Origin of the sequence: Salinivibrio costicola subsp. alcaliphilus (assembly GCF_001996185.1) — a bacterium.
Lineage (GTDB): Bacteria > Pseudomonadota > Gammaproteobacteria > Enterobacterales > Vibrionaceae > Salinivibrio > Salinivibrio costicola.
The window spans coordinates 1-23,634 of record NZ_MUFR01000006.1 but is presented as its reverse complement, the minus strand read 5'-3'; the positions used below and the strand labels follow the sequence as shown (position 1 = coordinate 23,634).

The following is a 23,634-nucleotide window of genomic DNA, read 5'->3' as shown; positions in this document are numbered from 1 at the left end:
ATGCCGCTTTTTAAAATACTATTTTAACTTGTAGATGATGCCTGGATTACAACGGATCATCTCAAACTTATCGGTTAAACCAGTGAGTGACTCCGACGCCCCGAGAATAAGATACCCACCGGGGTTGAGCGCCCCTGCCATTTGATTAAGCACCTTGGCTTTCATATCCGGAGAAAAGTAAATCAAGACATTACGACAGAAAATAATGTCGAACTTGCCCAGCAAACTGTAGCTTTCCATCAGGTTTTGCGGACGGAAAGTCACCATTCGCTTGATATTGTCTTTGATCCGCATTTTGCCGTCACCCACATCTTCAAAAAAAGTGCGGCGACGCTCTGGAGATAAACCGCGGCCCAACGCTAAGTTGTCGTAGATGCCCTGCCGACACGCCTCTAACATCGACGTGGAAATATCTGTCGCGGTAATACTGACACTGCTCAGCATCCCAGGTTTTCGCTGCTGTGTTTCTGCGACCGTCATGGCAATCGAATAAGGCTCTTGCCCCGATGAACTGGCTGACGACCAAATTTTGATTGGTTTACGTGCTTTCGCCAGCTCTGGAAGTAAACGATGTGCCAAGACTTCATACGGATAGGTATCACGAAACCATAACGTCTCGTTGGTCGTCATCGCATCAATGGCCGCGACAGCTAATTCACGATTTCGTCCAGTGATGACCGACTTGACCAGCTCCGACAGTGACGCCAAGCCAAATTTATTCACAAGTGGGCTCAGGCGGCTACGCACCAGATACTGTTTACTGTCTCCGAGTACGATCCCACACTTGGACTCGAGGTGCTTACAGAAGTCCCGATATTCTTGATCACTGATTGCTACATTTGTCATTAATTCACTCAATCGCTCTGGTTACTTTACGACTTAACCGCTTCAAGGACGGTAGATCCCAGCTCATCTGGATCGAACTTAGCGATAAACGAGTTGGCTCCGACGCGCTGAACCATCGCCTCGTTAAAAACCCCACTTAGTGATGAGTGCAATACTACATGAAGATCTTTAAGACTCGAATCTTTTCTAATCTCAGTTGTGAGCGTGTACCCATCCATTTCAGGCATTTCGATATCGGATATCACCAAGGCCAACTGGCTATAGATACTCCCCTCTGCAGCCATTTCTTTCAGCTTATCGAGCGCTTCTTTGCCATCTTGCACGAGGATAACGTCATAGCCGACACTTTCTACAGCACGTTTCACTTGTCGACGCGCGACACTGGAATCATCCGCTACCAAAACTTGACTAGGCGCGCTTTCCTCTCGCTCTTCACGTTTTGACAAGACTTCTTCACTGATTTCCTCATTCACTGGGGCGATTTCGTTGAGGATTTTTTCGACATCAAGCACTTCAACTAGCTCATTATCGATTTCAGTGACGGCTGTCAGATAATGCGAGCGGCCCGTTCCCTGTGGCGGGGGCAGTATTTTTTCCCAATTCATATTAACAATGCGCTCAACAGAACCCACCAAAAATCCTTGCATGGATCGGTTAAACTCTGAAATGATCACAAATCGATTTTCAGGATCGGGAATAGCTGGCCCACCCGTTGCAAGGCTCATATCAATGACAGAGATCGTTTGACCTCGAATATGGGCCACGCCTTTGACAAGAGGATGCAAATTCGCCATCGCCGTCAATCGCGGACACTGCAAGACCTCTTTGACTTTAAAGACATTAATGCCAAAGCGTTGGTTTCTCATCAGGCGGAAAGTCAACAACTCTAAGCGGTTCTGCCCCACCAACTGCGTACGTTGGTTGACCGAATCAAGAACACCACCTGTCATAAGATAAACTCCATATTGCCCCATTTTTTTTGTAGAGTAGCATGGTAATCATAGTGGGTAATCACATGACTCTCGAGAAAGAAGGGAAATTTCTTCTTTGTCCGCTACCGATGGTTTGGAACTATGTCCAAGATATTACGCTTATTTAGCGTCACTTTGCTCGCAAGCTTTAGCCTAAGTATAGCCGCTGCAACAGTAAGTCAAATTGAAGCGGTACAAGATGCAGCAGAAAAACATGTTGCAGACATTATTTCTGTGCCCAAAAACGGCAAAATCGATATTACAGCAGGTAATCTGGATTCTCGCATGCGTTTAACAGACTGCCCTGTTCCTTTGGATACCGATGTGCCTGGACGACAGCAGCTTAATACGTCGGTTACTGTGATGGTGTCTTGTGATCAAGACAACTGGCAAGTGTACATTCCGGTCAAGATTGAGCTGATGACACCCTCGGTCGTGGCGAAGCGGCCTCTTAATCGTGGCATGACTATTGCTTCAAATGATCTTGCCATTCAAATGGTAAATAGTCGGTTTCAACGCGGTAGAACCTATACTCAGCCCGCCCGCTTGATTGGTTCCAAAGTCAAACGGACGGTGGGCATGGGCGAACCGATCAGCAGTAGTGATGTCTGTGCGGTGTGTCGAAATGATGACGTTTTAATCACTGCACAAGGAAACGGACTCAATATTGTTGCAAAAGGCACGGCATTAAGTGATGGAGCGCTAGGTGAGCAAATAAAAGTCAAGAACAACAAATCTAAACGTCTCGTCGATGCTACAATCTCAGCGGTCGGCGAAGTAACGGTTAATTTCTGACTTTTTACGTCTCAATGCTAAAGTAACTGCAAAATGTGCCGATATGCTGAGCGACGGACTCAAAAGCGACTGACAGTAAGGCAATGTTATGGCGAGTATTGATCAACTACGTGGTAACCAGCAAGCGCTGACCACCACACGAAACACCAGTAACCAGACCAAAACACAAGAGACACAAGGCGGCGCGGTCCGTGAACAGCAGGGAGTGAAATCTCAAGACGATGCTGTTTCATTAAGCCAACAAAGCCAGAAGATCGACAAAATGAATCAAGAAATGGCCGCCGAGCCCCACTTTGATAGTGCGAAGGTTGAGCAAATCAAGCAAGCGATTGCTAACGGTTCGTATAGAGTGGATGCTGACAAGCTGGCTGCCAACATGATGCGCTTTGAGAATGATCTAAACGAAAGCTAAGCTGACGGAGTGGTTATGAGTCCTACTGCGCCTTTAATGACGCTTGTCGAGCAACAGCGTGAGTGTGTTCAAGCGCTGCAAACGCTCCTTGAACAAGAAGCCAGTATCATCGCGAGCCGTGTATCGGATGATATCGAAGCCATCGCGAAAGAAAAACAGGCGTTAATCAATGAAATCCAGCGAAATGATGCGCAAATCAGTCGTCACTCTGAACGTGATTCACTCCATCATGACGAAACCATGCGTGAGCACATCAGCGCGATCCAAACGTGTTTGTCCACCTGTAAACAGCAAAACGAAACCAACGGCGTTGCATTGCAACGAGCCAGCTTAAGCATTCATCGTCTGCGCAACTTGTTCCAAGAAAGCGGTGGCAAATCAGAGCTGACTTACAACCAGGACGGCAATGCATCAGGGAGAAAAACACTCGGCACTAACATCAAAGCCTAAAAAGCGTTGTCTATCTTCCCCTCGCCCCCTCTCTAAGCCTCAGCCAACTAAAAAAGCGAGCACTTGGCCCGCCTTATTGTCGTGGTTCACGCACATATTATTGAAAAATCAGACAACGCCATTAGAAGATAATAGAGTTGTTGGTTGGCACCTGCTGTGACTCACCATAGCGTTTCATTTTTTGCATTGTATCTAGGTTCAGTTCGAGCTCTGTGACGTAACTATCACCAACTTTGTAACTCGCCACCACTTCGGCGCCGCGAATAATGCCATCGACGGCGCCTTGTGTGCTGTCACGACCTAAACTTTGATCGTTAACGCTCGCACGGCTGCTTATCCGCAATCCATAAACTTGCTCGCTCAACTCTTTGTAGGCGTCCACTTTAGACGCGCGCATCGCCCGTGTTTCTTTGTCTTCTTGGGTCGCACCTTGTTGGGCGCTGATCGAGGCCATGCCAACCGCCGAAATAATACTCTCTTCTTTCATTCTGGTAAGAGGCTGACATGCAGAGAGCATCAATAATGCGGCGAAAAGTAATCCATGTCTTTTAAACATTTATCTACCTTACTCTTTCCTGTACTAAGGCTTTAGTACGACGGTTTCACGTTTCATGCGGTTTTGATCGTCGCGAATGATCACACCATCACGTTTACGCACCTTGTACAAGCTATCGATATCACGGCCAATCCGGTCCGCGGGTAAAAACCCTTGCGCTGAGGCGACAACCACACGCGACTCCATACCGATGACACGCGCATTGACGAGCACCCCACCGCCTTGACGCAGCATGGTGCCTGTTAATACATAGTCGATTTGCTGCTCAGGATCGAGCTCCTTCCAGTCACGGCTGATCGTGAAATCACCTTCTTCTGTGACCCGAATAGCGCCCGTTGACTTAAAGTCTACCACCGTAAAACCACGGCTTTGCATCTGGTAAATCAACCCTTCAGTGACAGTGTTTCCTAACCAGTTTGTTTCGCCCATATTTTGCAGATCGACAAACGAAGTCACGGCCAGCGGTGTGCGTGCCGTCAAATAAGCGTTGGTCGCTAAAAGTTCATCCGCCATGCTATTTAAAAAATAGTCGAGTGTGTGGCGTGGCCGCTGCTTAAGAAAAAACTCACTGCCTGAATACGGCTCTTTACCGTTATAAATAGGCGTATAAGCACAGCCCGTTACCAATAGCGCTACTATCGCCACTATCCACTTTTTCATCGTATCATGCTCCGCGCTCAGTCATCGATGTGAGACAAGTGTGTTATCTAGTGTATCGGTCAATGTCGTCAAACCTTTACCCTAGATTGCTCATTCTCATTTAGGAACACAACTTGCATCAGCGTCTTTGCGTCATCTTATTGGTAGGCCGTTACCCTACGCGTTAATGAAGTTAAAGCAATTTCCGTACCCACTAAGTGAGATCTTGACTATGAAAACCCTTTTGGCGCGGCTAACACTGGTTGTTAGCTTTGTTGTCACTCCGTTCACGCACGCTGCCTGGTATGAGGTATCCGCCAGTTCCCCGATACTCGAAAGCCAGCAAGCGGCGCGCGTGCGCGCACTCGAAGCGGCAACTTTTGACGCCATTCGCTTTGCGGGTGCCGATGTGGGGAGCCTTCAGCAGCTCAAACGTTTTTATACACAAGTAAAACCTGACTATCTATTTAGCGGTAACGCGGTGCGCGAGGTACAAGTGCTGGAGGAAGGCACGCAAGGTGGCAATTATGTGGTTAACCTGCGGCTAGATATCTACCCCTCGGCAAACGCTTGCCACAAAACCCAGTATAAAAAAGGCATAGTGTTAACCCGTTTCCCCATTATGTCGCCACAGCAGGCAGCGTTAGGTGGGATCTATCAATTCGGTGATGACTTTTCAGTTCTGTTGAGCCGTGAAGTTAAACAGCATGCACAAAGTTTTGTGGGACGCGGGATCGCCAATGTTGATGTATCACCCAATATGCCAAACGCGATTACCATGCTGGCGGAAGACAAAGACGCGCAGTTTGTTGTGACAGGTGCGATCACCGACTTATCTGCCACCACGGATGATAGTGGCTTCGGTAAAGCTAAAAATAATCGACAATTAGCGGTCAATGTACAAGCGATGGACAGTGAGAGCGGGGAAGTGATCTTCCAACGCCGCTATCGTGATATCGCGCAATGGCCGTTTGAGCGACACAGCCAAGTCGATACGCAAACGGCACGGTTTTGGCAATCACCCTATGGGCAGATGGCGCGCCGGATGAGCCGAAATATTTTGTTGGATCTCGAGTCTTCACTGGCTTGCCGTGCCAGTAAGCCTAAAATAGTGTCATTAAAAGACAATATTGCGCAAATTAATGTAGGCCGTGTGAATGGTGTGCAGCAAGGTGATCAATTAAACCTATGGCATGTCGCTTCTTTCACTGATGATTTAGGGATTGTACGCACCCAGCGCCGCAAAAGCGGTATCACCCTGACCGTGGCTCGCGTGTATGAGAGTAGTGCAGAAGCTGTGATTCAGCCTCAAACCTTAACCGGCAGCATTCAAATTGGCGATATAGTGACCAAAGGGCTTAACTAAATGAAAACAGGCGCTTAAATCGCGCCTGTTTTTACGTATAATGGCCGCACGCTCTCATAGCTCAACAGGATAGAGCAGTCGCCTCCTAAGCGATCGATCGGGGTTCGAGTCCCTGTGGGAGCGCCATCCTTAATGCATGATTAATACTGAATGAGTCATGCTAAAAAAGCGTAGGCATGTAGGTCGTTAAGAGCCACAAGCTTAGCATCGCCATCACCCCGGCGAGAATATCATCCACCATGATGCCGATACCACCATGAACATGTTTGTCTAACCAGCTGATTGGCCAAGGCTTTGCCATATCGAAAAGGCGGAATAAAATAAAGCCAGCCAATACCGTTTTCCAATCTGTTGTGGGGACAAGCGCCATCGTCAACCAGAAGCCGACAAACTCATCCCAAACAATCGCACCATGATCATGGACTTGCATGTCTTTAGACGCACGCCCACAGATGGCAATCCCTGCGATGCCGCCAACAATAATGGCGATCCAAAGCCCAACAACCCCACCAAAAGTGACCAGCGCCCAATAAAACGGAATCGCAACTAACGTACCGACTGTGCCGGGCATTATCGGCGATAAGCCACCGCCAAACCCGAGCGCCAATAAGTGGATAGGATTAGACAACGATAAACGGTGTTTAGGATCCGTCACAATTTGACTCCTTAAAATGATCCCAACCTGTCAGCGTCCAATCAAGTGGCTGACCTTGTGAAACTAACTCAAGCGCACGGTGGCCATTAATTTGGCCAATACGCTGTACCTTAGTGCCACTGTGTTTTAATGCTGTATCAAGTGTGCCACGATGCATTTCTGGGACAGTAAAGCAAAGTTCATATTCCTCGCCACTCATCAGGGCCATTTTTTGTGCGGCTGTTTCGCTATCAACCTCTGCGAGTAAACGTTCAGAAATCGGTAGCCGTGTGACCTCAATTTGCGCCCCGACATCACTGGCTTGGAGAATATGGGTTAAATCTGCATACAAACCATCAGAGATATCGATAGCAGCCGAAGCAATGCCCCGCAGTGCCTGCCCGGCAGCTACGCGCGGTTGAGCGCGATAATGATGGTTAATCAAGCGATTAGCACGCGCCTCATCAACGATGGGTTTGCCAAGCACATAAGCAAGCCCTGCCTGGCTTTCACCTAGCGATCCCGTTACATAGATCCAGTCGCCAGGTTTGGCGCCTGAACGCGTCAGTGCCTGCCCTTTAGGCACATGGCCATGCAACGTCATGGTAATGCTTCTTGGACCTCGCGTGGTATCGCCCCCGATTAACTGAACCTGAAAGTGTTCAGCCAAAGCAGAAAACCCCTGACAAAAACCGGCCACCCAGGCTTCATCAGAATCGGGCAAGGTTAGAGCGAGCGAGCACCAAGCTGGCATCGCACCCATTGCGGCAAGATCACTTAAGTTAGAGGCTAAGGCTTTGTGAGCAACGTCGGATGCCTTGGCGGAAGGAAGAAAATGCGTGCCCTCGACTAACGTATCTGTGGTGACCACGAGTTGGCAGCCGTCTGGCACCTCAGTGATCGCACAATCATCGCCAATGCCTAGGGCGACATCTCGACGGTTAACCGGTTGACGTGCGAAATAATCGCGAATCAAATCAAATTCGTTGCGCGTCATAAAAACTATTTATCGGATTAGATCAATAAAAAGGCCAGCATGGCTGGCCTAGTAAGGAGGGATTAACGTAACCGAGGATACGCTTTATCCAAGACACCATTAACGAATTTATGGCTGTCTTCCGCACCAAAGCGTTTAGCCAACTCAATGGCTTCATTGATGACCACTTTATAAGGGACATCATCGCATTTGATCAGCTCATACATCGCAAGACGCAATAAGGCGTGCTCCATGTCGTCAAGATCTTGTAATGGACGAGACAAATACGGACGCATCTTGCTATCAAGTTCTTGATGGCTGAGCGCAACACCACTGAACAGCGTACGAAAATACGCAACATCTGTTTCCGGATCGCGAAGAAGTGGCTCTGTTTTCTGGTGCTCATCTTCTTCTTCGTATTTATCTGCGGCCAAAAACTGCGCTTCAATATCAGCGACATTCCCTTTTGCGATTTGCCATGTGTAAATGGCTTGCAATGCAAATTGGCGAGCATTACGCCGTGCGGCTGGTTTCACTTTAACCCCCATTAGGATTCAATCTGGGACAGAACATTCACCATTTCAAGCGCGCTCAGTGCAGCCTCTGCCCCTTTATTACCAGCCTTGGTACCTGCGCGTTCGATCGCTTGCTCAATGGTGTCTACCGTCAGCACACCAAAAGCAACTGGGGTTTCATACTCCAGCGCTACTTGTGCCAACCCTTTGTTACATTCTCCGGCAACATAGTCAAAATGCGGTGTGCCGCCGCGGATCACTGAGCCTAGCGCGACAATCGCATCATAACGACCGCTTTTCGCCAACTTTTGGGTCACCACAGGCAACTCGTAAGCACCGGGACAACGGACCACGGTAATATTATCGTCGTTGACTTGGCCTTGGCGCTTCAGTGCGTCAACCGCACCATCTAGCAAACTCTCATTAATAAAGCTATTAAAGCGAGAGATAACAATAGCAACCTGCGCATTGGGCGCGGCAAATGCACCTTCGATTACGTTCATGAGCCTTCCTGTGACTTGCTTTCCGGAATGAGAAACCGCGCGATTCTAGCATACTTTTTACCATTGACACCATGCTCAGTGTCTTGGGAAAAGCGCCCGAGCCTCATCGTTTCTCTCAGTATTTATTCGGTCACGTATTCAACCACGTTCAGACCAAAGCCTGACAGGGCGTGATAACGCTTTGTCGATGAAGAGAGCAAACGCATTTGTTTCACGCCCAGATCGGCTAATATTTGTGATCCAATTCCGACTCGGCGTGACGTGCCCTGCCATTTGGCACCTGCTGGTTTCTCACCTTTATCTTGCGCTTCAAACGCTTTGACTTTACTGATAATGGAATCAGGCGTCTCTTCTTTCCCCAAAATAACCAATACGCCGCCTTCTTCACTGATGCGCTTCATCGCACGAGTCAACCCCCAGCTGCGCTCAGCAGTACGATCGGAGCGAAGTAAATCGGTAAACGTATCTTGCAGATGAACCCTTACCAATGTCGGATCGGTGCTAATCTCGCCTTTACGCATCGCGTAATGAATTTGGTTATCAATGGTATCCCGGTAGGTCACCAGATCAAACTCACCAAATTCGGTCGGCAGGGTACAGGCGGCAACACGCTCGATGGTCGTTTCGTTTAAATTACGATACTCAATCAGATCGGCAATGGTGCCAAGTTTAATACCATGCTTGTCACAAAACACTTCTAAGTCAGGACGACGCGCCATGGTGCCGTCTTCATTTAAGATCTCAACAATCACCGAGGAAGGGTTAAAACCGCCTAGGCGCGCCAGATCACAGCCCGCCTCTGTATGACCTGCGCGAGTCAGTACACCGCCTTCTTGCGCCATGAGCGGAAAAACATGCCCAGGCTGTACTAAGTCGGCGGCTTTGGCATCTGACGCCACCGCCGCTTGCACGGTGCGCGCGCGGTCGGCCGCCGAAATGCCAGTGGTCACGCCTTCGGCCGCTTCAATCGAGACAGTAAAGGCGGTGGAAAACTGCGCATTGTTATCTGACACCATCAAGGGCAATCCAAGTTGCAGACAGCGCTGTTGAGTCAGCGTTAAACAAATCAAACCACGCCCGTGGGTCGCCATAAAATTGATCGCTTCTGGCGTAATGGCTTCTGCTGCAATGATCAAGTCGCCTTCATTTTCGCGATCTTCGTCATCCATCAATACCACCATCTTACCTTGGCGGATATCATCAATGATTTCTTGGGCGCTACTAATTGCCATCTTGGATTCCTTATTTCAAAAAACCGGAACGGGCGAGCGTTTCAAGACTCACGCCCGTTGATTGTGTCGGTTCAGCCGCTTTGTCTCCGAGCATCAATCGCTCAAGGTAACGGGCGATGACATCGACTTCAATGTTCACCTTACGCCCCGGAGCAAAGTGCTGAATTGTCGTTTGTTCAGCCGTATGCGGTACGATAGTGAGCTTAAACGCACTGCCATTGACGTCGTTCACCGTCAGGCTAATGCCATCCACCGTAATCGATCCTTTCAACGCCACATACTTGGCAAGTTCAGGCGGTAATGCAATCCAGTACTCCCATGCACGTCCCGTTTGACTCACTGACGTCACTTCCCCTAGGCCATCCACATGCCCAGAGACCATGTGTCCGCCAAAACGCGTAGTCGGCAACATCGCCTTTTCCAGGTTGACGTTATCGCCAACAGACAAGATCCCGAGTGATGAACGCGCCAGCGTTTCTGACGACACATCGGCGCTATAACCGGTTGCGGTCAATGCAACCACGGTTAAACACACCCCATTGGTGGCGATGCTGTCGCCCAGTTTGACATCCGAGAGGTCGAGGGCACCACTCTCTATGGTGAGGGTCATGTCTTGGCCACGGCGAGTCAGCTTTTGAATTCGGCCCACCGCTTCGATAATTCCAGTAAACATCGTATTAATACTCTTGCGTGATGACCGCATGCTCCGAGAGCGTTGCGATTAGGCGAACATCGTCACCGATAGGCGTCACTTGATTAAAATGAAAACGCGGTACGTCATCCATACGTTGCAACCCGTCTAAAGCAATCAGCGGGCGGCTATCTGCCCCCAGCAATACCGGCGCTTGATAAACAATCAGCTCATCCACTAACGACTCAGTTAATAACTGATTCGCCAGCCTCGCGCCTGCTTCTACCCAAACCTTATCGATATCATGTTGTGCCAATGCGTGAAGGATAGCGCTGAGCGAAGCGTCGGGCATGACCCATTCGTGGACGTTATCCGGCCATATCTGACTACTTGGCATATCGACAATTCGGATCACCTCGCCCTCAAGCTGATAGACGGTCGCTTCAGGTGACGTTTTATTATGTTTATCCAAGATCACGCGCGTCGGCTGGCGCAGTACTGATTGCGGGTAATGGTCGAGGATCTCAGTTGCAAGCTGGCTACGACGTATATTTAGGCTGGGGTTATCGGCTAATACCGTGGCGCTGGTCGATAAAATAGCGCTCGCTTGGGCGCGAAATGTCTGCACATCGGCGCGCGCTGGTTCACCCGTGATCCATTTACTTTGACCATTTGCCAAGGCGGTGCGCCCATCAAGACTGCCCGCCAGTTTGAGCTGAACATAGGGCATTTGGGTTTGCATACGTTTAATAAAACCAGGATTCAGCGCTTTGGCCTGCTCAGCCATCACACCGACCACGACCTCAATACCGGCTTGTTGTAACCGCGCGAGACCGCGCCCTGCCACTTTAGGATTAGGGTCTTGCATCGCACAGACAACACGCGTGACCTTGGCGGCAACCAACGCATCACAACACGGCGGCGTGCGACCATAATGAGAGCAAGGCTCTAAGGTGACATAAGCCGTCGCGCCCACCGCGCATTCCCCCGCTGCTTTTAAGGCGTGAACTTCGGCGTGTGGACCACCTGGAGCAATGTGAAACCCCTCGCCCACAATGTCATCACCGTGAGCAATCACACAGCCGACATTGGGGTTAGGGGTGGTGGTAAAGCGACCTTGGGCCGCAAGCGCTAATGCGCGCGCCATCATCGTTTGATCTTGGTGGCTAGTTGTCATTTTTGTAACCGTGCAATCTCTTCACCAAATTCGCGAATATCTTCAAAGCTATGGTAAACAGAGGCAAAACGGATATAAGCCACCTTATCAAGCTCCTTCAGTGCTTCCATGACCAAGTTGCCAACCATGGCTGATCCTATTTCTCGCTCACCCGTCGCTCGCAAACGCGACTTAATGCTATTTATCGACTTTTCGATATCATCCGTACTGACAGGACGCTTCTCCAACGCACGTTGAATACCGCCCCGCAATTTATCTTCGTCAAAGGGCTCTCGATTACCGTTGGTTTTGATCACCCGTGGCATGACTAATTCCGCTGTTTCAAACGTCGTATATCGCTCAGCGCACGCCAAACACTGGCGACGACGGCGAACTTGATGGCCATCAGCCACGAGTCGAGAATCGATCACTTTGGTGTCGGTAGCACCACAGAATGGACAGTGCATGCGCGTCGTCTCCTCAATATTGTCCTGCTAGTGTAACCGATTTGCGAGGATGAAAAAGCCTCTCTAAGGAGACGGAGTACGGGTTTTGTGTCTCAACTAGACTTCGTTCTCAGATAAATATAAAAAAGGCGCCCATAGGCGCCCATCTTTTTAGATAATCTGTATTGCTTTATTAAGCATATACCGGCAAACGACGGCAGATGGCTTGGACCTTCTCTTTGGTCTCTGCAATCACTTGCTCATTGTTGATGTTATCAAGCACATCACACATCCAATGCGCGAGTTGTTCGGCGTCTTGCTCGGTAAAGCCACGACGTGTAATCGCTGGCGTCCCCACACGAATACCGGAGGTGACAAACGGGCTACGTGGATCGTTCGGTACACTGTTTTTGTTTACTGTGATATTAGCGGCACCTAACGCGGCATCGGCTTCTTTCCCAGTAATGTCTTTATCAATTAAATCCACCAACAACAGGTGGTTGTCAGTGGAATCCGATACAATTTTATAACCGCGAGCTTGGAACCCTTTCACCATCGCACGTGCGTTATCAATCACGCGCGCTTGATAGGCTTTGAACTCTGGCTCCATCGCCTCTTTAAACGCGACGGCTTTACCGGCAATCACGTGCATCAATGGGCCGCCTTGGCCGCCAGGGAACACCGCAGAGTTGAGCTTTTTATAAATATCTTCACCGGCATTTGATAAGATCAAACCACCACGCGGACCTGCAAGGGTTTTGTGCGTCGTCGTCGTGACCACATGTGCGTAAGGCAGTGGATCGGGATAAACACCAGCGGCAATTAAGCCAGCCACGTGTGCCATATCCACCAAGAACCAAGCCCCGACTTTATCTGCAATCTCACGCATGCGTTTCCAATCAACCACTTGTGAGTATGCAGAAAACCCGCCAATGATCATTTTTGGCTTATGCTCGAGTGCAAGCTGCTCCATTTGCTCGTAATCGATTTTACCGGCTTCATCGATACCGTAAGGGATCACATGATAATGTTTGCCGGAAAAGTTAACTGGCGAACCATGGGTTAAGTGACCACCATGCGCCAAGCTCATACCCAGTACCGTATCACCTGGGTTTAGCAGCGCCATGTAGACCGCGCTATTCGCCTGTGAGCCAGAGTGCGGCTGAACATTGGCATACTCACAGCCAAAGAGTTGACAAGCACGCTCAATCGCCAAGGCTTCGGCTTTATCCACGTATTCACAGCCGCCGTAATACCGTTTACCAGGGTAGCCTTCCGCGTATTTATTGGTCAGTTGAGAGCCTTGCGCTTCCATCACGCGCGGGCTGGTATAGTTTTCTGACGCAATCAGTTCAATGTGTTCTTCTTGACGCGTACTTTCTTCTTCCATCGCCGCAAACAGCGCTGGGTCATAATCCGCGATATTCATGTCACGCTTTAGCATTGGTCTCTCCTGACTTAACATTGGCGGGCAATCACCCATAAAGCGAACGCTAGGATCCGATAGGCCACCTAGCAACAATTAGTCTCGGTGTGATGTTTTAGATCACGCCCTGGCTTAATCGCTTTCACCTGCGAATCAAAGCGATTAAGCCAAGGCAACATCAAACGTTTGACTCACTTAAGCAAACGTTTTCGTTACCGCCATGACTGCGTTTGCTATTCTACAAAAATTCCCTTCAATCAGGTAGCCTGGGGGATGATTTTTTTATTTAAAACCTGGCTGTTTTGGCTTGTATCACGGCGCAGCAGCACGCGATCCACTGTAAACACTTTACAGCGGAGTATCATAATAATGACAATCAAGACGCAGGTTATTTACGTTGTCGACTGTTTCCCAAGCCTCATTGGCGATAGAATGCGCGCCCGCACCCGCAGGCACTCGTCGCCAGTGCCCATTAACCTTTTTTAACCGCCAGCCTATTGGGTTTTGGCGGGGCTTTTGTTGCTAACACGTTTTTGTTTTTATCACGCTAATTAAGTAGGGAGAAGCCGTGTGAGTCAGTATCAACACAGCTTTAAAGAAGACATTATTGCTATCGCCTCGGGCGCGTTTTTAGTCGCCCAGGGGGTATTTTTCTTGCAACAGGCCGGACTCTTAACCGGGGGGACCACAGGCCTGGCGTTATTAGTCAGCCAATTTACCGACCTATCGTTCGGTACTTTGTATTTTCTTTGCAATTGCCCGTTTTATGTAATGGCTTGGTTCCGTATGAGTCCGCGATTTGCATTACGCAGTTTACTTGCCGGTGGCGCCGTATCGGTGATGGCTGATCATATTGCCTACTTTTTTCAAATCACTTGGCTGGCCCCCGCCTACTGTGCAGTGATTGGTGGACTATTGATGGGCGTCGGTATGTTGATGATTTTCCGCCATAATGCCAGCTTAGGCGGTTTTAACGTACTGGTGCTCTATTGTCAGGACAAGTTTGGGATCTCGGCAGGAAAGCTACAAATGGGCATCGACTGCACCATTCTCGCGTTATCTTTCTTCCTTATCGATCTGAACCTGCTGATGTGGTCTGTGGCCGGTGCGATTGTACTCAATTTAGTGTTAGCGATGAACCACAAACCGGGACGCTATCAAGCGCATCCGGCCAATCCTGGCACGTAGACAGTATCTACACCGCGCATACGTTATCTATACCGTGAATACGCTATCTACACCGTGAATACGCTATCTACACCGTGAATACAATAAAGCCAAGCATCACGCTTGGCTTTTTATTGCTTGCCGTATTAGTCTAACCCGTGCAATTAAATCGCTTCTTCGTCTTCTTCGCCGGTACGGATACGCACCACACGCTCAACGTCAAAGACAAAGATTTTACCATCACCAATTTTGCCGGTTTGCGCGGTCTCAATAATGGTATCGACACATTGCTCAGCAACATCATTAGACACCACTACCTCCAATTTCACCTTAGGCAGAAAGTCCACCATGTATTCGGCACCACGATATAGTTCAGTGTGGCCTTTTTGACGACCAAAACCCTTTACCTCTGAGACGGTCATCCCTGTAATCCCGACGTCTGCCAGCGCTTCGCGTACGTCATCGAGTTTGAATGGCTTGATGATGGCTTCAATTTTTTTCATTCCGTTATCCTTCTCGTTGGCCGCAGCCGGTCCTGATGGATCAGTTGTTTAGCTGAAATTGTATCGCAGCAGGATAAAAAATCATCCATCGATTCTCGCATATCACCAAAAAGCCGCCAAAGTGTGGCGGCTTTATTGGTACGGTGCTTACCCTAGAGTAACCCGCGCGTTGCGGAACATCCGCATCCACGCACTATCTTCACCCCAATCATCTGGGTGCCAAGAGTTAGCGACAGTACGGAATACCCGCTCAGGGTGCGGCATCATAATGGTCACACGGCCCGACTCGGTAGTCAGCGCGGTAATGCCATTTGGTGAGCCATTCGGGTTGGCAGGATACGCTTGTGTTGGCTGGCCGTGATTATCGGTGTAACGCAGCGCTATCGTGCCTGACGCCTCAATCGCCGCCAAGTGCTCAGCATCGCGCACTTCTACCCGTCCTTCACCATGCGATACCGCAATGGGCATCCGTGACCCTGCCATCCCAGCAAAAAAGGCGGATGGGCTTGATTGCACTTCCACCATGCTAAAGCGGGCTTCAAAGCGCTCGGACTCATTGCGAACAAATCGTGGCCAGTGTGCAGCCCCTGGGATCAGTTCATGCAGGTTCGATAGCATCTGGCAGCCATTACACACCCCAAGTGCTAGCGTGTCTTCACGGCCAAAGAAGGCACTAAATTGGTCGCGCGCACGGCTATTAAACAGAATGGATTTCGCCCAACCTTCACCAGCGCCTAACACGTCACCGTAAGAGAAACCGCCACAGGCCACCAGCCCTTGGAAACCGTCCAAACTAACGCGTCCTGAGAGAATGTCACTCATATGAACGTCCACAGCGTTAAATCCAGCGCGATCGAAGGCGGCGGCCATTTCCACATGCGAGTTCACGCCTTGCTCACGCAAAATAGCCATGGTCGGTTGTTGACCGGTCGCGATATATGGCGCAGCAACATCTTCGTGCACATCAAAGCTCAGACTAGCGTGCAACCCAGGATCGGCCGCCTGTTTGGCGTCAAACTCTTGGCGTGCACAGTCCGGATTATCGCGTCGCGCTTGCATTTGATAGGTGGTTTCAGCCCAAATCTGACGTAGGTGCTGGCGACTGGCTTGATAGATAGGTGCCTCACCGTGACGCACGATAATCTCATCGCTATCACTTAGGCCGCCAATCAGGTGACTGCATGCGGTTAATTGATGTTCATCCAACACCGCATTAACACGCTCGAGATCTTGCGTCGCCACTTGGATCACCGCGCCCAGCTCTTCGTTAAACAACACCGACAAGGCATCGTCGCCTAAACGGGCGATGTCCACGTCAATACCGGTGTGACCGGCAAAGGCCATTTCAGCCAAGGTAACGAATAGTCCGCCATCGGCTCGGTCGTGATACGCCAGCAGTTTTTGCTCTGCCACCAAGGTTTGCATCGCATTGAAAAAGCCTTTTAGGCGGGCGCTGTTGGTGACATCGGCAGGCTTATCGCCCAATTGATGATACACCTGAGCCAGCGCGGTTGCGCCCAGACGCTGCGCGCCTTCACCAAGATCAATCGCAATCAGGTGGCTGTCACCTTTATCGCTACGCAATTGTGGGGTCACGGTACGACGCACATCTTCCACGCGGCCAAAGGCGGTGATGATCAGCGACATCGGTGCCGTCACCGTTTTGTTTTCACCGTCTTGCTGCCACTGAGTTTTCATCGACATCGAATCTTTACCCACCGGAATGGTCAGTGATAGCTCAGGACACAGCTCCTCACCCACGGCTTTGACCGCTTCGTACAAGCCAGCATCTTCGCCCGGGTGACCCGCCGCGGACATCCAGTTGGCAGACAGTTTAATGTTGGTCAGACTGCCAATATCGGCACAGGCGATATTGGTCAACGCTTCACCCACTGCCATGCGGGCAGAGGCAGCAAAATCGAGCAAGGCGGCCGGGGTACGTTCGCCCATCGCCATCGCTTCGCCGTGATAACTGTCATAACTGGCCGCCGTCACCGCACAGTTCGCCACCGGCACTTGCCACGGGCCAACCATTTGGTCACGCGCAACCAATCCGGTCACCGAGCGGTCGCCGATGGTGATCAAGAAGGTTTTCTCCGCCACTGCTGGCAAGCGTAAAACACGCTCGCAGGCTTGTGCCAGTTCAATGCCTTGGGTGTTTAGCGCGGTACCTGTCACTTGTTGGCGTGTAACGTCACGGTGCATTTTGGGCGCTTTACCCAGCAGAATATCCATCGGCATATCGATAGGGCTATTACCGAAGTGGCTATCTTCAAGCGACAGGTGACGCGCGTCGGTGGCATCACCAATGACTGCGTACGGGGCGCGTTCACGCTCGCACAAGGCTTCGAAAAGTGCCAGGTTTTCGGGTTTGACCGCCAAGACGTAACGCTCTTGTGACTCGTTACACCAAATGGCGAGCGGGCTCATTCCCGGCTCATCATTCGGAATATCACGTAAGTTAAAACACCCGCCGCGGCCGCCATCATCAACCAGCTCTGGCATCGCATTTGAAAGGCCACCCGCGCCCACATCGTGGATAAAGGCAATTGGGTTATCCTCGCCAAGCTGCCAGCAGCGATCAATCACCTCTTGGCAACGGCGTTCCATTTCTGGATTCTCACGTTGTACCGAGGCAAAGTCCAAGTCTTCCGCCGACTGGCCGGATGCCATCGACGATGCTGCTCCGCCACCAAGACCGATGTTCATCGCCGGGCCACCTAACACAATCAATTTGGCCCCGACGTCAATCTCACTTTTTTGCACATGGCCGTCGCGGATGTTGCCCATTCCGCCTGCGAGCATGATCGGCTTGTGATAGCCGCGCACTTCCTCACCGGCATGCGAGGTCACTGATTGCTCATAGGTACGGAAGTAGCCCAGCAAGTTAGGACGGCCAAATTCGTTATTAAACGCCGCACCGCCTAGCGGGCCTTCCAGCATAATATCGAGCGCAGTGGCAATCCGCTCAGGCTTGCCATAGTCTCGCTCCCACGGCTGAATAAAGCCCGGGATTTTCAGATTAGAGACGGAAAAACCGACCAACCCTGCTTTGGGTTTACCGCCGACACCGGTCGCACCCTCGTCACGAATCTCACCGCCAGAGCCGGTCGCGGCCCCTGGCCACGGTGAAATCGCGGTGGGGTGGTTGTGGGTTTCCACCTTCATCAAAATATGGGCAGGTTCATGGTGATACTGATAGCTGTGGCTCTCTGGCGTCGGGAAAAAGCGTCCGACGTTTGAGCCCGTCATTACGGCCGCGTTGTCTTTATACGCCGACAGCACGTTATCTGGGGTTTGCTCATAGGTGTTTTTGATCATCTTAAACAGCGATTTAGGCTGCTTTTCACCATCAATGGTCCAGTCGGCGTTAAAGATTTTGTGGCGGCAATGCTCTGAGTTGGCTTGCGCAAACATCATCAGTTCAATGTCGTTAGGGTTACGCCCCAGCTGGGTAAAGTTCTCAACCAGATAGTCAATTTCGTCTTCTGCCAGAGCCAATCCTAAGGCTTGGTTTGCCTCAGTTAAAGCGGCTCGACCTCCCAAGAGAATGTCCACGCTGTGCATCGACGCAGGTTCCGCTTGCTCGAACAGCACCTCAGCGGCCTCAAGCTCACTAAATACCGTTTCCATCATCCGATCGTGCAACAATCCGATTAAGGTTGCGTGTTGCTCATCAGTTAATGGCGCAGAGAGTTGAATATAGTACGCGGTACCACGCTCTAAACGTTTCACCGCGTCCAACCCGCAATTATCGGCAATATCGGTTGCCTTGGATGACCACGGCGACAAGGTGCCGGGACGAGGCGTAACGAGAAACAGCGTCCCTTCAGGTGCGTGCGGCGGTAAAGTGGGTCCGTAAGTCAGCAGCTTTTCGAGCTTCTCGCGACTCGCGCTATCCAAAGGGTGATGCAAATCAGCGAAATGAATAAACTCAGCATACAGTGCCGTGACCGGTAACTGATGCGCTTGGCAGCTGGCCAGTAGTTTATTGACACGAAACTCAGACAGTGCGGGGGAACCACGCAAAATATCCATGTGCGTACGTCTCTCGTTAGCGGTAAATGAAAGGGTATACCCAAATTGACGCATCCTGGCACGATAACTTGGGTATCACCACGCTCTTGACCGCAGTGGTTTGAACACGCAAAAATGCGTTTTCGCTGGCCTTTTAAGCAGACGGCGGCCATTATAGGGCAAAATCCTTAGCGACAACACACCTGACGCAACCGTTTGCGCAAAAAATTTTCCCTCTATCCGTATCCAACCTATTCACGTAGAATGTGGCGTCTATCGATCATCGCTAGCACTACCACGCTAGCCAGCAACTGCGAGCGACAGCCTTTGATACAGCGTGACTTTTCTCTGAAATCATGGATGACTAGCCTTGTCGTGCTGGTAGTTAGCCTGGTATTAACGGGGTGTGATTGGCACTTCGACGATCGCACCGTACTGGAAAAAATCCGCGACCGCGGCGTGCTAAGAGTCGGAACGCTCAATAACGAACTTTCTTATTACATTGGTCCTGATGGCCCGACCGGGCTGGATTACGAACTTGCATCACGTTTTGCTGACAAGCTTGGCGTAAAGCTGGAAATGGTGCCGACCTATACGTTATCCGGCCTCTTTCCTGCATTAGAGCGCGGTGATGTCGATTTAATTGCTGCAGGACTCACCATTACCGACCAACGCTTGGCCCAATTTCGCCCCGGCCCCGCCTACTATTTTGTCAGCCAACAAGTGGTGTATAAAAAGGGACATTGGCGCCCTCGCGATGTTGGCGATTTTAACCGCGAGAACGCGGTAATGGCGGTAGTGGAAGGTTCGAGTCACGATCTCACCTTACAATCGCTTAAAAACGATCACCCCGATTTAAGCTGGAAAGTTGTGCAAGACGCCGACGACGATGAACTGCTTAAACAGGTTGCAGACGGTGATATCGATTTTACCATTGCCGACTCCGTCGATATTGCCTTAATGCAACGCACCCAACCTGATATTGCCGTCGCCATGGCGCTGAGTGAAGATGAGCCCGTCGCCTGGTTTATGAAAAAGCAGGGCGACAGCAGCGCCTATGCCCTGATGGTGAATTTTTTTGGTGAGCTGAACCAAACCGGTGAATTGGCAATTTTAGAAGAAAAGTATTTTGGCCACGTGAATCAATTTGATTACGTCGATACCCGCGCATTTTTGCGCGCCATAGAAAGCAAACTTCCGCAGTGGGAGCCCCTTTTCAAAAAGCATGCGAACGATTTTGATTGGCGCCTGCTTGCCGCCTTGTCGTATCAAGAATCGCACTGGAACCCACGCGCCATATCTCCCACAGGGGTACGTGGGATGATGATGCTGACGTTACCGACCGCTAAATCCGTCGGCGTGCGCAACCGTCTGGATCCCGAACAAAGCATCAAAGGCGGCTCACTCTACCTGCAGCGTATGCTCGACCGGATTCCCGACAGTGTTAACCCACACGAGCGGATTTGGTTTGCTTTCGCCTCTTACAACATTGGCTTTGGTCATATGATGGATGCACGGCGACTCACTGAAGCGCAAGGTGCCAATCCTAACTCGTGGAGTGATGTGAAACAGCGACTTCCCTTGCTCGCTAAGCGCCAATATTACACGCAAACGCGATACGGCTATGCACGTGGCTATGAAGCGCTAAGCTATGTTGAGAATATTCGCCGTTATTATCAGAGTATTCTAGGCTATGAAAAAGCACATATAGAGTCGCTGGACAGTCAGCAAGTCGAATCGCTCGGTGGGCTGCAAACCATCATTGCGCCCGAGCCATCCTCCGAGCAAGTTGCTGAACCAGCGCCGGATACTACGCCAGAGGGCTCTGAACAAAACCCAATATCGCAATCAGAAAAGCAACCGCAATGAGGATCCTATGGTGCCAAAAAAACGGCTGGTGAAACAAAGCTTTCGTAAAAACAATATTTCATCGGCTAACCGTCGCAAGCGCATGCGCCAAAATATGCACAAGAAAGTACTATGGCGCCAACGCGCGTTTGCGATTCGTGAGTTTGCCGCGTTTGATGAGGCGTTTTAAGACGCTTGGTCTGAATCAGACGACACAATAGAAGCCTCACCACGGGCTGTTTTTTTTGCAGCCTTTTTTTCAGCACGACGACGGCGGAAAAACGCTTGCAGTTGCGCACGGCACTCAGCTTCTAATACCCCACCCTCGCTTTGCACATGGTGATTTACCTCTTCATAACTGAGTAGGTTCATCACCGAGCCAGCCGCGCCGGTTTTGGGATCCGGCGCGCCAAAATACACCTTTCTGACACGGCCATGCACCATCGCCGCCGCACACATCGGGCACGGTTCGAGTGTCACATAAAGATCCGCGTCTAATAGGCGATAATTACCCAGCACTTGGCCGGCTTGGCGTAAGGCCATCACTTCGGCATGGGCAGTGGCATCATGCTGGGTAATGGTTCGGTTCCACCCCGTGCCAACAACTTCACCTTGATACACCACCACGGCGCCGACAGGCACTTCACCTTCTTGCTCAGCATTGTCGGCCAGTGTAATCGCCTGGCGCATATAAACGTCGTGAATCGTATCCGACGTTTGTGGCTCGTTCATTCCAACCTCGATTTATTGGCTATGTAATTCATCGCTAGTATACGACACAAATAAGCCGGCTCGAAGGCCGGCTTGTGTCTGCAACGTTATGATAGACGATACGCGCTCTATGTGACCGTTATTGCACCAGATACTGATAGCTTGCTTGAATACCCAGTGGCAATCCGAATGCCCAATACGCTAGCAAGAACAAGGTCCAGCCCACCAGCATGGTCAATGAATAAGGGATCATCATTGACGCCACGGTGCCAATGCCTGTTGCTTTAACATAGCGCTGGCAATACACCACAACGAGTGGGAAGAACACCATTAATGGCGAGATAATGTTCGAAACGGAATCCCCGACACGATAGGCCGCTTGTGACAATTCAGGGGAAATACCGACAACCATCAGCATTGGCACCAAAATCGGTCCAATCAGACCCCATTTCGCTGACGCAGAACCGATTAACAGGTTCACGAGTGCGGTGAGCAAAATCATCCCCACAATCGTCATCTCACCTGGCAGGTTCATTGACTGCAATAGCTCCGCGCCATTCAGCGCTAACAAGGTACCAATATTTGATTGTGTGAATGCGGCTAAGAATTGCGCACAGAAAAATGCCATCACCATATAAGCGCCCATGGTCGCCATGGTGTCAGACATGGATTTAATCACATCTTGGCTGGTTTTAAAGGTGCCTGCGGTTTTGCCATACACAATGCCTGGAATAATAAACAGCACAAAAATGAGCGGCACGATCGATTGCATAATCGGTGCATCAAAGGCGGTGAGCTCGCCCGCCGGTGACCGAAGCGGCGAGGTTTCCGGCCATGAGGCCGCCACCAGCGCGGCAATCCCGGCCAGCATCGCCAATCCGGCACGGTTAAAGGCTTTACCTTCAATGGTGGTGAATGAGCCCAGATCAGGCGCCTCTTCGGCATCCTCATCAATCGGTGTGCGATTTAAGCGTGGCTCGACAATTTTCTCAGTCACAAACCAGCCCAGCGCCACGATTAAAATAGACGACAAGCCCGTAAAGTAGATGTTAGCGAGGGGATTAACTTGGTAGCTGTCATCCAACACGTGTGCGGCCGACTCGGTAAAGCCTGCCAGCAAAGGATCAATGCCAGACGGAATAAAGTTGGCCGAGAAGCCTCCCGACACCCCAGCAAAAGCGGCGGCAATCCCCGCTAGCGGATGACGCCCCGCCGCGTGGAAGATAATCCCGCCGAGTGGGATCACCAGTACATAGCCTGCATCCGCCGCCGTGTGTGACACGATCGCCACCAAAATCAGCATGGGTGTGAGTGCTTGCTTCGGCGTCACACTCAGCATTTTCTTCAAACCGGTGGTGATAAAGCCTGACTGATCAGCCACACCCACCCCTAACATCGCAACCAATACAATCCCAAGCGGCGCAAAACCTGTAAAAGTGTCAACCATATTGGCTAAAAAGTGGGCGAGCGCATCACCGGTGAGCAGGTTTTTGACTTGGACAGCATCACCAGTCAAAGGGTGGACTGAATCAAAAGAGATCTGAGAGAGAATAGCTGACAATACCCAGACGGTGACCAGCCCCCAAAAAAACAATAGCGCGGGATCCGGAATGCGGTTCCCCGCCCGCTCTATCATGTTCAAAAACCGATCCATGCCGCGCGGTCGGCCTGTATCGGTTGCTGGGTTAATGTGTTGACTCACTGGGAACTCCATTATTTTCGATGTTGTGTTTTGGTAAGCGGCCATTTCTCCCCACATTCAGATAACCACGATGACCTGATATTGATATAGCTCCTTCACTATCGGAGCGATATCATGACACGCGAAGACAAG

Annotated in this window: 24 protein-coding genes and 1 tRNA gene; 8 read left to right on the top strand and 17 right to left on the bottom strand. The window is 50.6% G+C overall.

Going from position 1 to position 23,634, the window contains the following annotated elements; genetic code table 11:
• Positions 1 to 18 precede the first annotated feature (18 nt).
• Both BZJ21_RS03200 and BZJ21_RS03195 read right to left on the bottom strand, forming a co-directional pair.
• Complete coding sequence (locus tag BZJ21_RS03200) at positions 19 to 846, bottom strand: CheR family methyltransferase (RefSeq protein WP_021023032.1); 828 nt, start codon at positions 844 to 846, stop codon at positions 19 to 21.
• A gap of 26 nt (positions 847 to 872) precedes the next feature.
• The gene (locus tag BZJ21_RS03195) at positions 873 to 1,796 is read right to left on the bottom strand and encodes a chemotaxis protein CheV (RefSeq protein ID WP_077460292.1); all 924 of its coding nucleotides are present in this window, start codon (positions 1,794 to 1,796) and stop codon (positions 873 to 875) included.
• 123 nt (positions 1,797 to 1,919) lie between these two features.
• On the opposite strand from BZJ21_RS03195, the gene flgA reads away from it, so the two are divergent.
• The 3 genes from flgA to BZJ21_RS03180 all read left to right on the top strand — a co-directional run bounded on the left by flgA (position 1,920) and on the right by BZJ21_RS03180 (position 3,474).
• Positions 1,920 to 2,612 (top strand): flagellar basal body P-ring formation chaperone FlgA, encoded by a 693-nt coding sequence (flgA, locus tag BZJ21_RS03190; protein WP_077460291.1) that lies wholly within the window; start codon positions 1,920 to 1,922, stop codon positions 2,610 to 2,612.
• A gap of 88 nt (positions 2,613 to 2,700) precedes the next feature.
• On the top strand, positions 2,701 to 3,024 hold the full coding sequence (flgM, locus tag BZJ21_RS03185) for a flagellar biosynthesis anti-sigma factor FlgM (protein ID WP_021023029.1): 324 nt from the start codon (positions 2,701 to 2,703) through the stop codon (positions 3,022 to 3,024).
• Between the two features lie 15 nt (positions 3,025 to 3,039).
• Positions 3,040 to 3,474: a flagella synthesis protein FlgN gene (locus BZJ21_RS03180; RefSeq protein ID WP_077460290.1), complete on the top strand. Its 435-nt coding sequence runs from the start codon at positions 3,040 to 3,042 to the stop codon at positions 3,472 to 3,474.
• A 121-nt stretch (positions 3,475 to 3,595) separates the two neighbouring features.
• On the opposite strand, the gene BZJ21_RS03175 is transcribed toward BZJ21_RS03180, so the two are convergent.
• Both BZJ21_RS03175 and BZJ21_RS03170 read right to left on the bottom strand, forming a co-directional pair.
• Positions 3,596 to 4,030, bottom strand: a complete 435-nt coding sequence (locus BZJ21_RS03175; protein WP_021023027.1) for an LPP20 family lipoprotein — start codon at positions 4,028 to 4,030, stop codon at positions 3,596 to 3,598.
• 24 nt (positions 4,031 to 4,054) lie between these two features.
• Positions 4,055 to 4,690 carry a FlgO family outer membrane protein gene (locus BZJ21_RS03170; RefSeq protein WP_021023026.1) on the bottom strand — a complete coding sequence of 212 codons (636 nt, stop codon included), beginning with the start codon at positions 4,688 to 4,690 and terminating at the stop codon, positions 4,055 to 4,057.
• A 211-nt stretch (positions 4,691 to 4,901) separates the two neighbouring features.
• Here BZJ21_RS03170 and BZJ21_RS03165 point away from each other — a divergent pair, with 211 nt between their 5' ends.
• Together BZJ21_RS03165 and BZJ21_RS03160 are read left to right on the top strand one after the other, a co-directional pair.
• A complete protein-coding gene (locus tag BZJ21_RS03165; RefSeq protein ID WP_021023025.1) occupies positions 4,902 to 6,035 on the top strand; it encodes a flagella assembly protein FlgT in 1,134 nt (377 codons plus the stop codon).
• Between the two features lie 50 nt (positions 6,036 to 6,085).
• Positions 6,086 to 6,161: transfer RNA gene (locus BZJ21_RS03160), tRNA-Arg, on the top strand.
• Between the two features lie 34 nt (positions 6,162 to 6,195).
• Here BZJ21_RS03160 and BZJ21_RS03155 read toward each other — a convergent pair.
• The 9 genes from BZJ21_RS03155 to glyA all read right to left on the bottom strand — a co-directional run bounded on the left by BZJ21_RS03155 (position 6,196) and on the right by glyA (position 13,572).
• Positions 6,196 to 6,690, bottom strand: a complete 495-nt coding sequence (locus BZJ21_RS03155) for a phosphatidylglycerophosphatase A (protein WP_077669107.1) — start codon at positions 6,688 to 6,690, stop codon at positions 6,196 to 6,198.
• Positions 6,677 to 7,666 carry a thiamine-phosphate kinase gene (thiL, locus tag BZJ21_RS03150; RefSeq protein ID WP_077669106.1) on the bottom strand — a complete coding sequence of 330 codons (990 nt, stop codon included), beginning with the start codon at positions 7,664 to 7,666 and terminating at the stop codon, positions 6,677 to 6,679. The genes BZJ21_RS03155 and thiL overlap by 14 nt, the downstream gene beginning before the upstream one ends.
• A 62-nt stretch (positions 7,667 to 7,728) precedes the next feature.
• Entirely contained in the window at positions 7,729 to 8,193 is a 465-nt protein-coding gene (nusB, locus tag BZJ21_RS03145; protein ID WP_021023022.1) for a transcription antitermination factor NusB, read from the bottom strand.
• Entirely contained in the window at positions 8,193 to 8,663 is a 471-nt protein-coding gene (gene ribH / locus BZJ21_RS03140) for a 6,7-dimethyl-8-ribityllumazine synthase (protein ID WP_021023021.1), read from the bottom strand. Before ribH ends, nusB begins: the two co-directional genes overlap by 1 nt.
• A gap of 122 nt (positions 8,664 to 8,785) precedes the next feature.
• Positions 8,786 to 9,895, bottom strand: coding sequence for a bifunctional 3,4-dihydroxy-2-butanone-4-phosphate synthase/GTP cyclohydrolase II (gene ribBA / locus BZJ21_RS03135; protein WP_077460285.1), 1,110 nt, complete (start codon positions 9,893 to 9,895; stop codon positions 8,786 to 8,788).
• 10 nt (positions 9,896 to 9,905) lie between these two features.
• Positions 9,906 to 10,568, bottom strand: coding sequence for a riboflavin synthase (locus BZJ21_RS03130; protein ID WP_021023019.1), 663 nt, complete (start codon positions 10,566 to 10,568; stop codon positions 9,906 to 9,908).
• 4 nt (positions 10,569 to 10,572) lie between these two features.
• Positions 10,573 to 11,703: a bifunctional diaminohydroxyphosphoribosylaminopyrimidine deaminase/5-amino-6-(5-phosphoribosylamino)uracil reductase RibD gene (gene ribD, locus BZJ21_RS03125; protein ID WP_077669105.1), complete on the bottom strand. Its 1,131-nt coding sequence runs from the start codon at positions 11,701 to 11,703 to the stop codon at positions 10,573 to 10,575.
• Entirely contained in the window at positions 11,700 to 12,149 is a 450-nt protein-coding gene (nrdR, locus tag BZJ21_RS03120) for a transcriptional regulator NrdR (protein ID WP_021023017.1), read from the bottom strand. Before nrdR ends, ribD begins: the two co-directional genes overlap by 4 nt.
• 172 nt (positions 12,150 to 12,321) lie before the next feature.
• Complete coding sequence (glyA, locus tag BZJ21_RS03115) at positions 12,322 to 13,572, bottom strand: serine hydroxymethyltransferase (protein WP_077460282.1); 1,251 nt, start codon at positions 13,570 to 13,572, stop codon at positions 12,322 to 12,324.
• A 552-nt stretch (positions 13,573 to 14,124) separates the two neighbouring features.
• On the opposite strand from glyA, the gene BZJ21_RS03110 reads away from it, so the two are divergent.
• Positions 14,125 to 14,742: a YitT family protein gene (locus BZJ21_RS03110; protein ID WP_077660448.1), complete on the top strand. Its 618-nt coding sequence runs from the start codon at positions 14,125 to 14,127 to the stop codon at positions 14,740 to 14,742.
• Between the two features lie 143 nt (positions 14,743 to 14,885).
• Here the strand turns inward: BZJ21_RS03110 and glnB are convergent, their stop codons facing one another.
• Together glnB and purL are read right to left on the bottom strand one after the other, a co-directional pair.
• Positions 14,886 to 15,224 carry a nitrogen regulatory protein P-II gene (gene glnB / locus BZJ21_RS03105; protein WP_021023014.1) on the bottom strand — a complete coding sequence of 113 codons (339 nt, stop codon included), beginning with the start codon at positions 15,222 to 15,224 and terminating at the stop codon, positions 14,886 to 14,888.
• Between the two features lie 147 nt (positions 15,225 to 15,371).
• A complete protein-coding gene (gene purL, locus BZJ21_RS03100; protein ID WP_077669104.1) occupies positions 15,372 to 19,262 on the bottom strand; it encodes a phosphoribosylformylglycinamidine synthase in 3,891 nt (1,296 codons plus the stop codon).
• A gap of 339 nt (positions 19,263 to 19,601) precedes the next feature.
• Between purL and mltF the strand changes: the two genes are divergently transcribed.
• Positions 19,602 to 21,110: a membrane-bound lytic murein transglycosylase MltF gene (gene mltF, locus BZJ21_RS03095; RefSeq protein WP_021023012.1), complete on the top strand. Its 1,509-nt coding sequence runs from the start codon at positions 19,602 to 19,604 to the stop codon at positions 21,108 to 21,110.
• A 7-nt stretch (positions 21,111 to 21,117) separates the two neighbouring features.
• Entirely contained in the window at positions 21,118 to 21,279 is a 162-nt protein-coding gene (locus BZJ21_RS16555) for a hypothetical protein (protein WP_021023011.1), read from the top strand.
• Here BZJ21_RS16555 and tadA read toward each other — a convergent pair.
• Together tadA and BZJ21_RS03085 are read right to left on the bottom strand one after the other, a co-directional pair.
• Positions 21,276 to 21,821: a tRNA adenosine(34) deaminase TadA gene (tadA, locus tag BZJ21_RS03090; protein ID WP_021023010.1), complete on the bottom strand. Its 546-nt coding sequence runs from the start codon at positions 21,819 to 21,821 to the stop codon at positions 21,276 to 21,278. The two genes, BZJ21_RS16555 and tadA, sit on opposite strands and share 4 nt — an antisense overlap.
• A gap of 118 nt (positions 21,822 to 21,939) precedes the next feature.
• The gene (locus BZJ21_RS03085; RefSeq protein ID WP_236719509.1) at positions 21,940 to 23,454 is read right to left on the bottom strand and encodes an AbgT family transporter; all 1,515 of its coding nucleotides are present in this window, start codon (positions 23,452 to 23,454) and stop codon (positions 21,940 to 21,942) included.
• Between the last annotated feature and the right edge of the window lie 180 nt (positions 23,455 to 23,634).

Coding starts and splice junctions, on each gene's coding strand:
- purL (WP_077669104.1), bottom strand. CDS start 19,262: ATGGATATTTTGCGTGGTTCCCCCGCACTGTCTGAGTTTCGTGTCAAT.
- tadA (WP_021023010.1), bottom strand. CDS start 21,821: ATGAACGAGCCACAAACGTCGGATACGATTCACGACGTTTATATGCGC.
- BZJ21_RS03130 (WP_021023019.1), bottom strand. CDS start 10,568: ATGTTTACTGGAATTATCGAAGCGGTGGGCCGAATTCAAAAGCTGACT.
- BZJ21_RS03175 (WP_021023027.1), bottom strand. CDS start 4,030: ATGTTTAAAAGACATGGATTACTTTTCGCCGCATTATTGATGCTCTCT.
- glnB (WP_021023014.1), bottom strand. CDS start 15,224: ATGAAAAAAATTGAAGCCATCATCAAGCCATTCAAACTCGATGACGTA.
- ribH (WP_021023021.1), bottom strand. CDS start 8,663: ATGAACGTAATCGAAGGTGCATTTGCCGCGCCCAATGCGCAGGTTGCT.
- flgA (WP_077460291.1), top strand. CDS start 1,920: ATGTCCAAGATATTACGCTTATTTAGCGTCACTTTGCTCGCAAGCTTT.
- glyA (WP_077460282.1), bottom strand. CDS start 13,572: ATGCTAAAGCGTGACATGAATATCGCGGATTATGACCCAGCGCTGTTT.
- BZJ21_RS16555 (WP_021023011.1), top strand. CDS start 21,118: ATGGTGCCAAAAAAACGGCTGGTGAAACAAAGCTTTCGTAAAAACAAT.
- nrdR (WP_021023017.1), bottom strand. CDS start 12,149: ATGCACTGTCCATTCTGTGGTGCTACCGACACCAAAGTGATCGATTCT.
- ribD (WP_077669105.1), bottom strand. CDS start 11,703: ATGACAACTAGCCACCAAGATCAAACGATGATGGCGCGCGCATTAGCG.
- ribBA (WP_077460285.1), bottom strand. CDS start 9,895: ATGGCAATTAGTAGCGCCCAAGAAATCATTGATGATATCCGCCAAGGT.
- mltF (WP_021023012.1), top strand. CDS start 19,602: ATGACTAGCCTTGTCGTGCTGGTAGTTAGCCTGGTATTAACGGGGTGT.
- BZJ21_RS03180 (WP_077460290.1), top strand. CDS start 3,040: ATGAGTCCTACTGCGCCTTTAATGACGCTTGTCGAGCAACAGCGTGAG.
- thiL (WP_077669106.1), bottom strand. CDS start 7,666: ATGACGCGCAACGAATTTGATTTGATTCGCGATTATTTCGCACGTCAA.
- BZJ21_RS03085 (WP_236719509.1), bottom strand. CDS start 23,454: ATGGATCGGTTTTTGAACATGATAGAGCGGGCGGGGAACCGCATTCCG.
- flgM (WP_021023029.1), top strand. CDS start 2,701: ATGGCGAGTATTGATCAACTACGTGGTAACCAGCAAGCGCTGACCACC.
- BZJ21_RS03200 (WP_021023032.1), bottom strand. CDS start 846: ATGACAAATGTAGCAATCAGTGATCAAGAATATCGGGACTTCTGTAAG.
- BZJ21_RS03165 (WP_021023025.1), top strand. CDS start 4,902: ATGAAAACCCTTTTGGCGCGGCTAACACTGGTTGTTAGCTTTGTTGTC.
- BZJ21_RS03195 (WP_077460292.1), bottom strand. CDS start 1,796: ATGACAGGTGGTGTTCTTGATTCGGTCAACCAACGTACGCAGTTGGTG.
- BZJ21_RS03170 (WP_021023026.1), bottom strand. CDS start 4,690: ATGAAAAAGTGGATAGTGGCGATAGTAGCGCTATTGGTAACGGGCTGT.
- nusB (WP_021023022.1), bottom strand. CDS start 8,193: ATGGGGGTTAAAGTGAAACCAGCCGCACGGCGTAATGCTCGCCAATTT.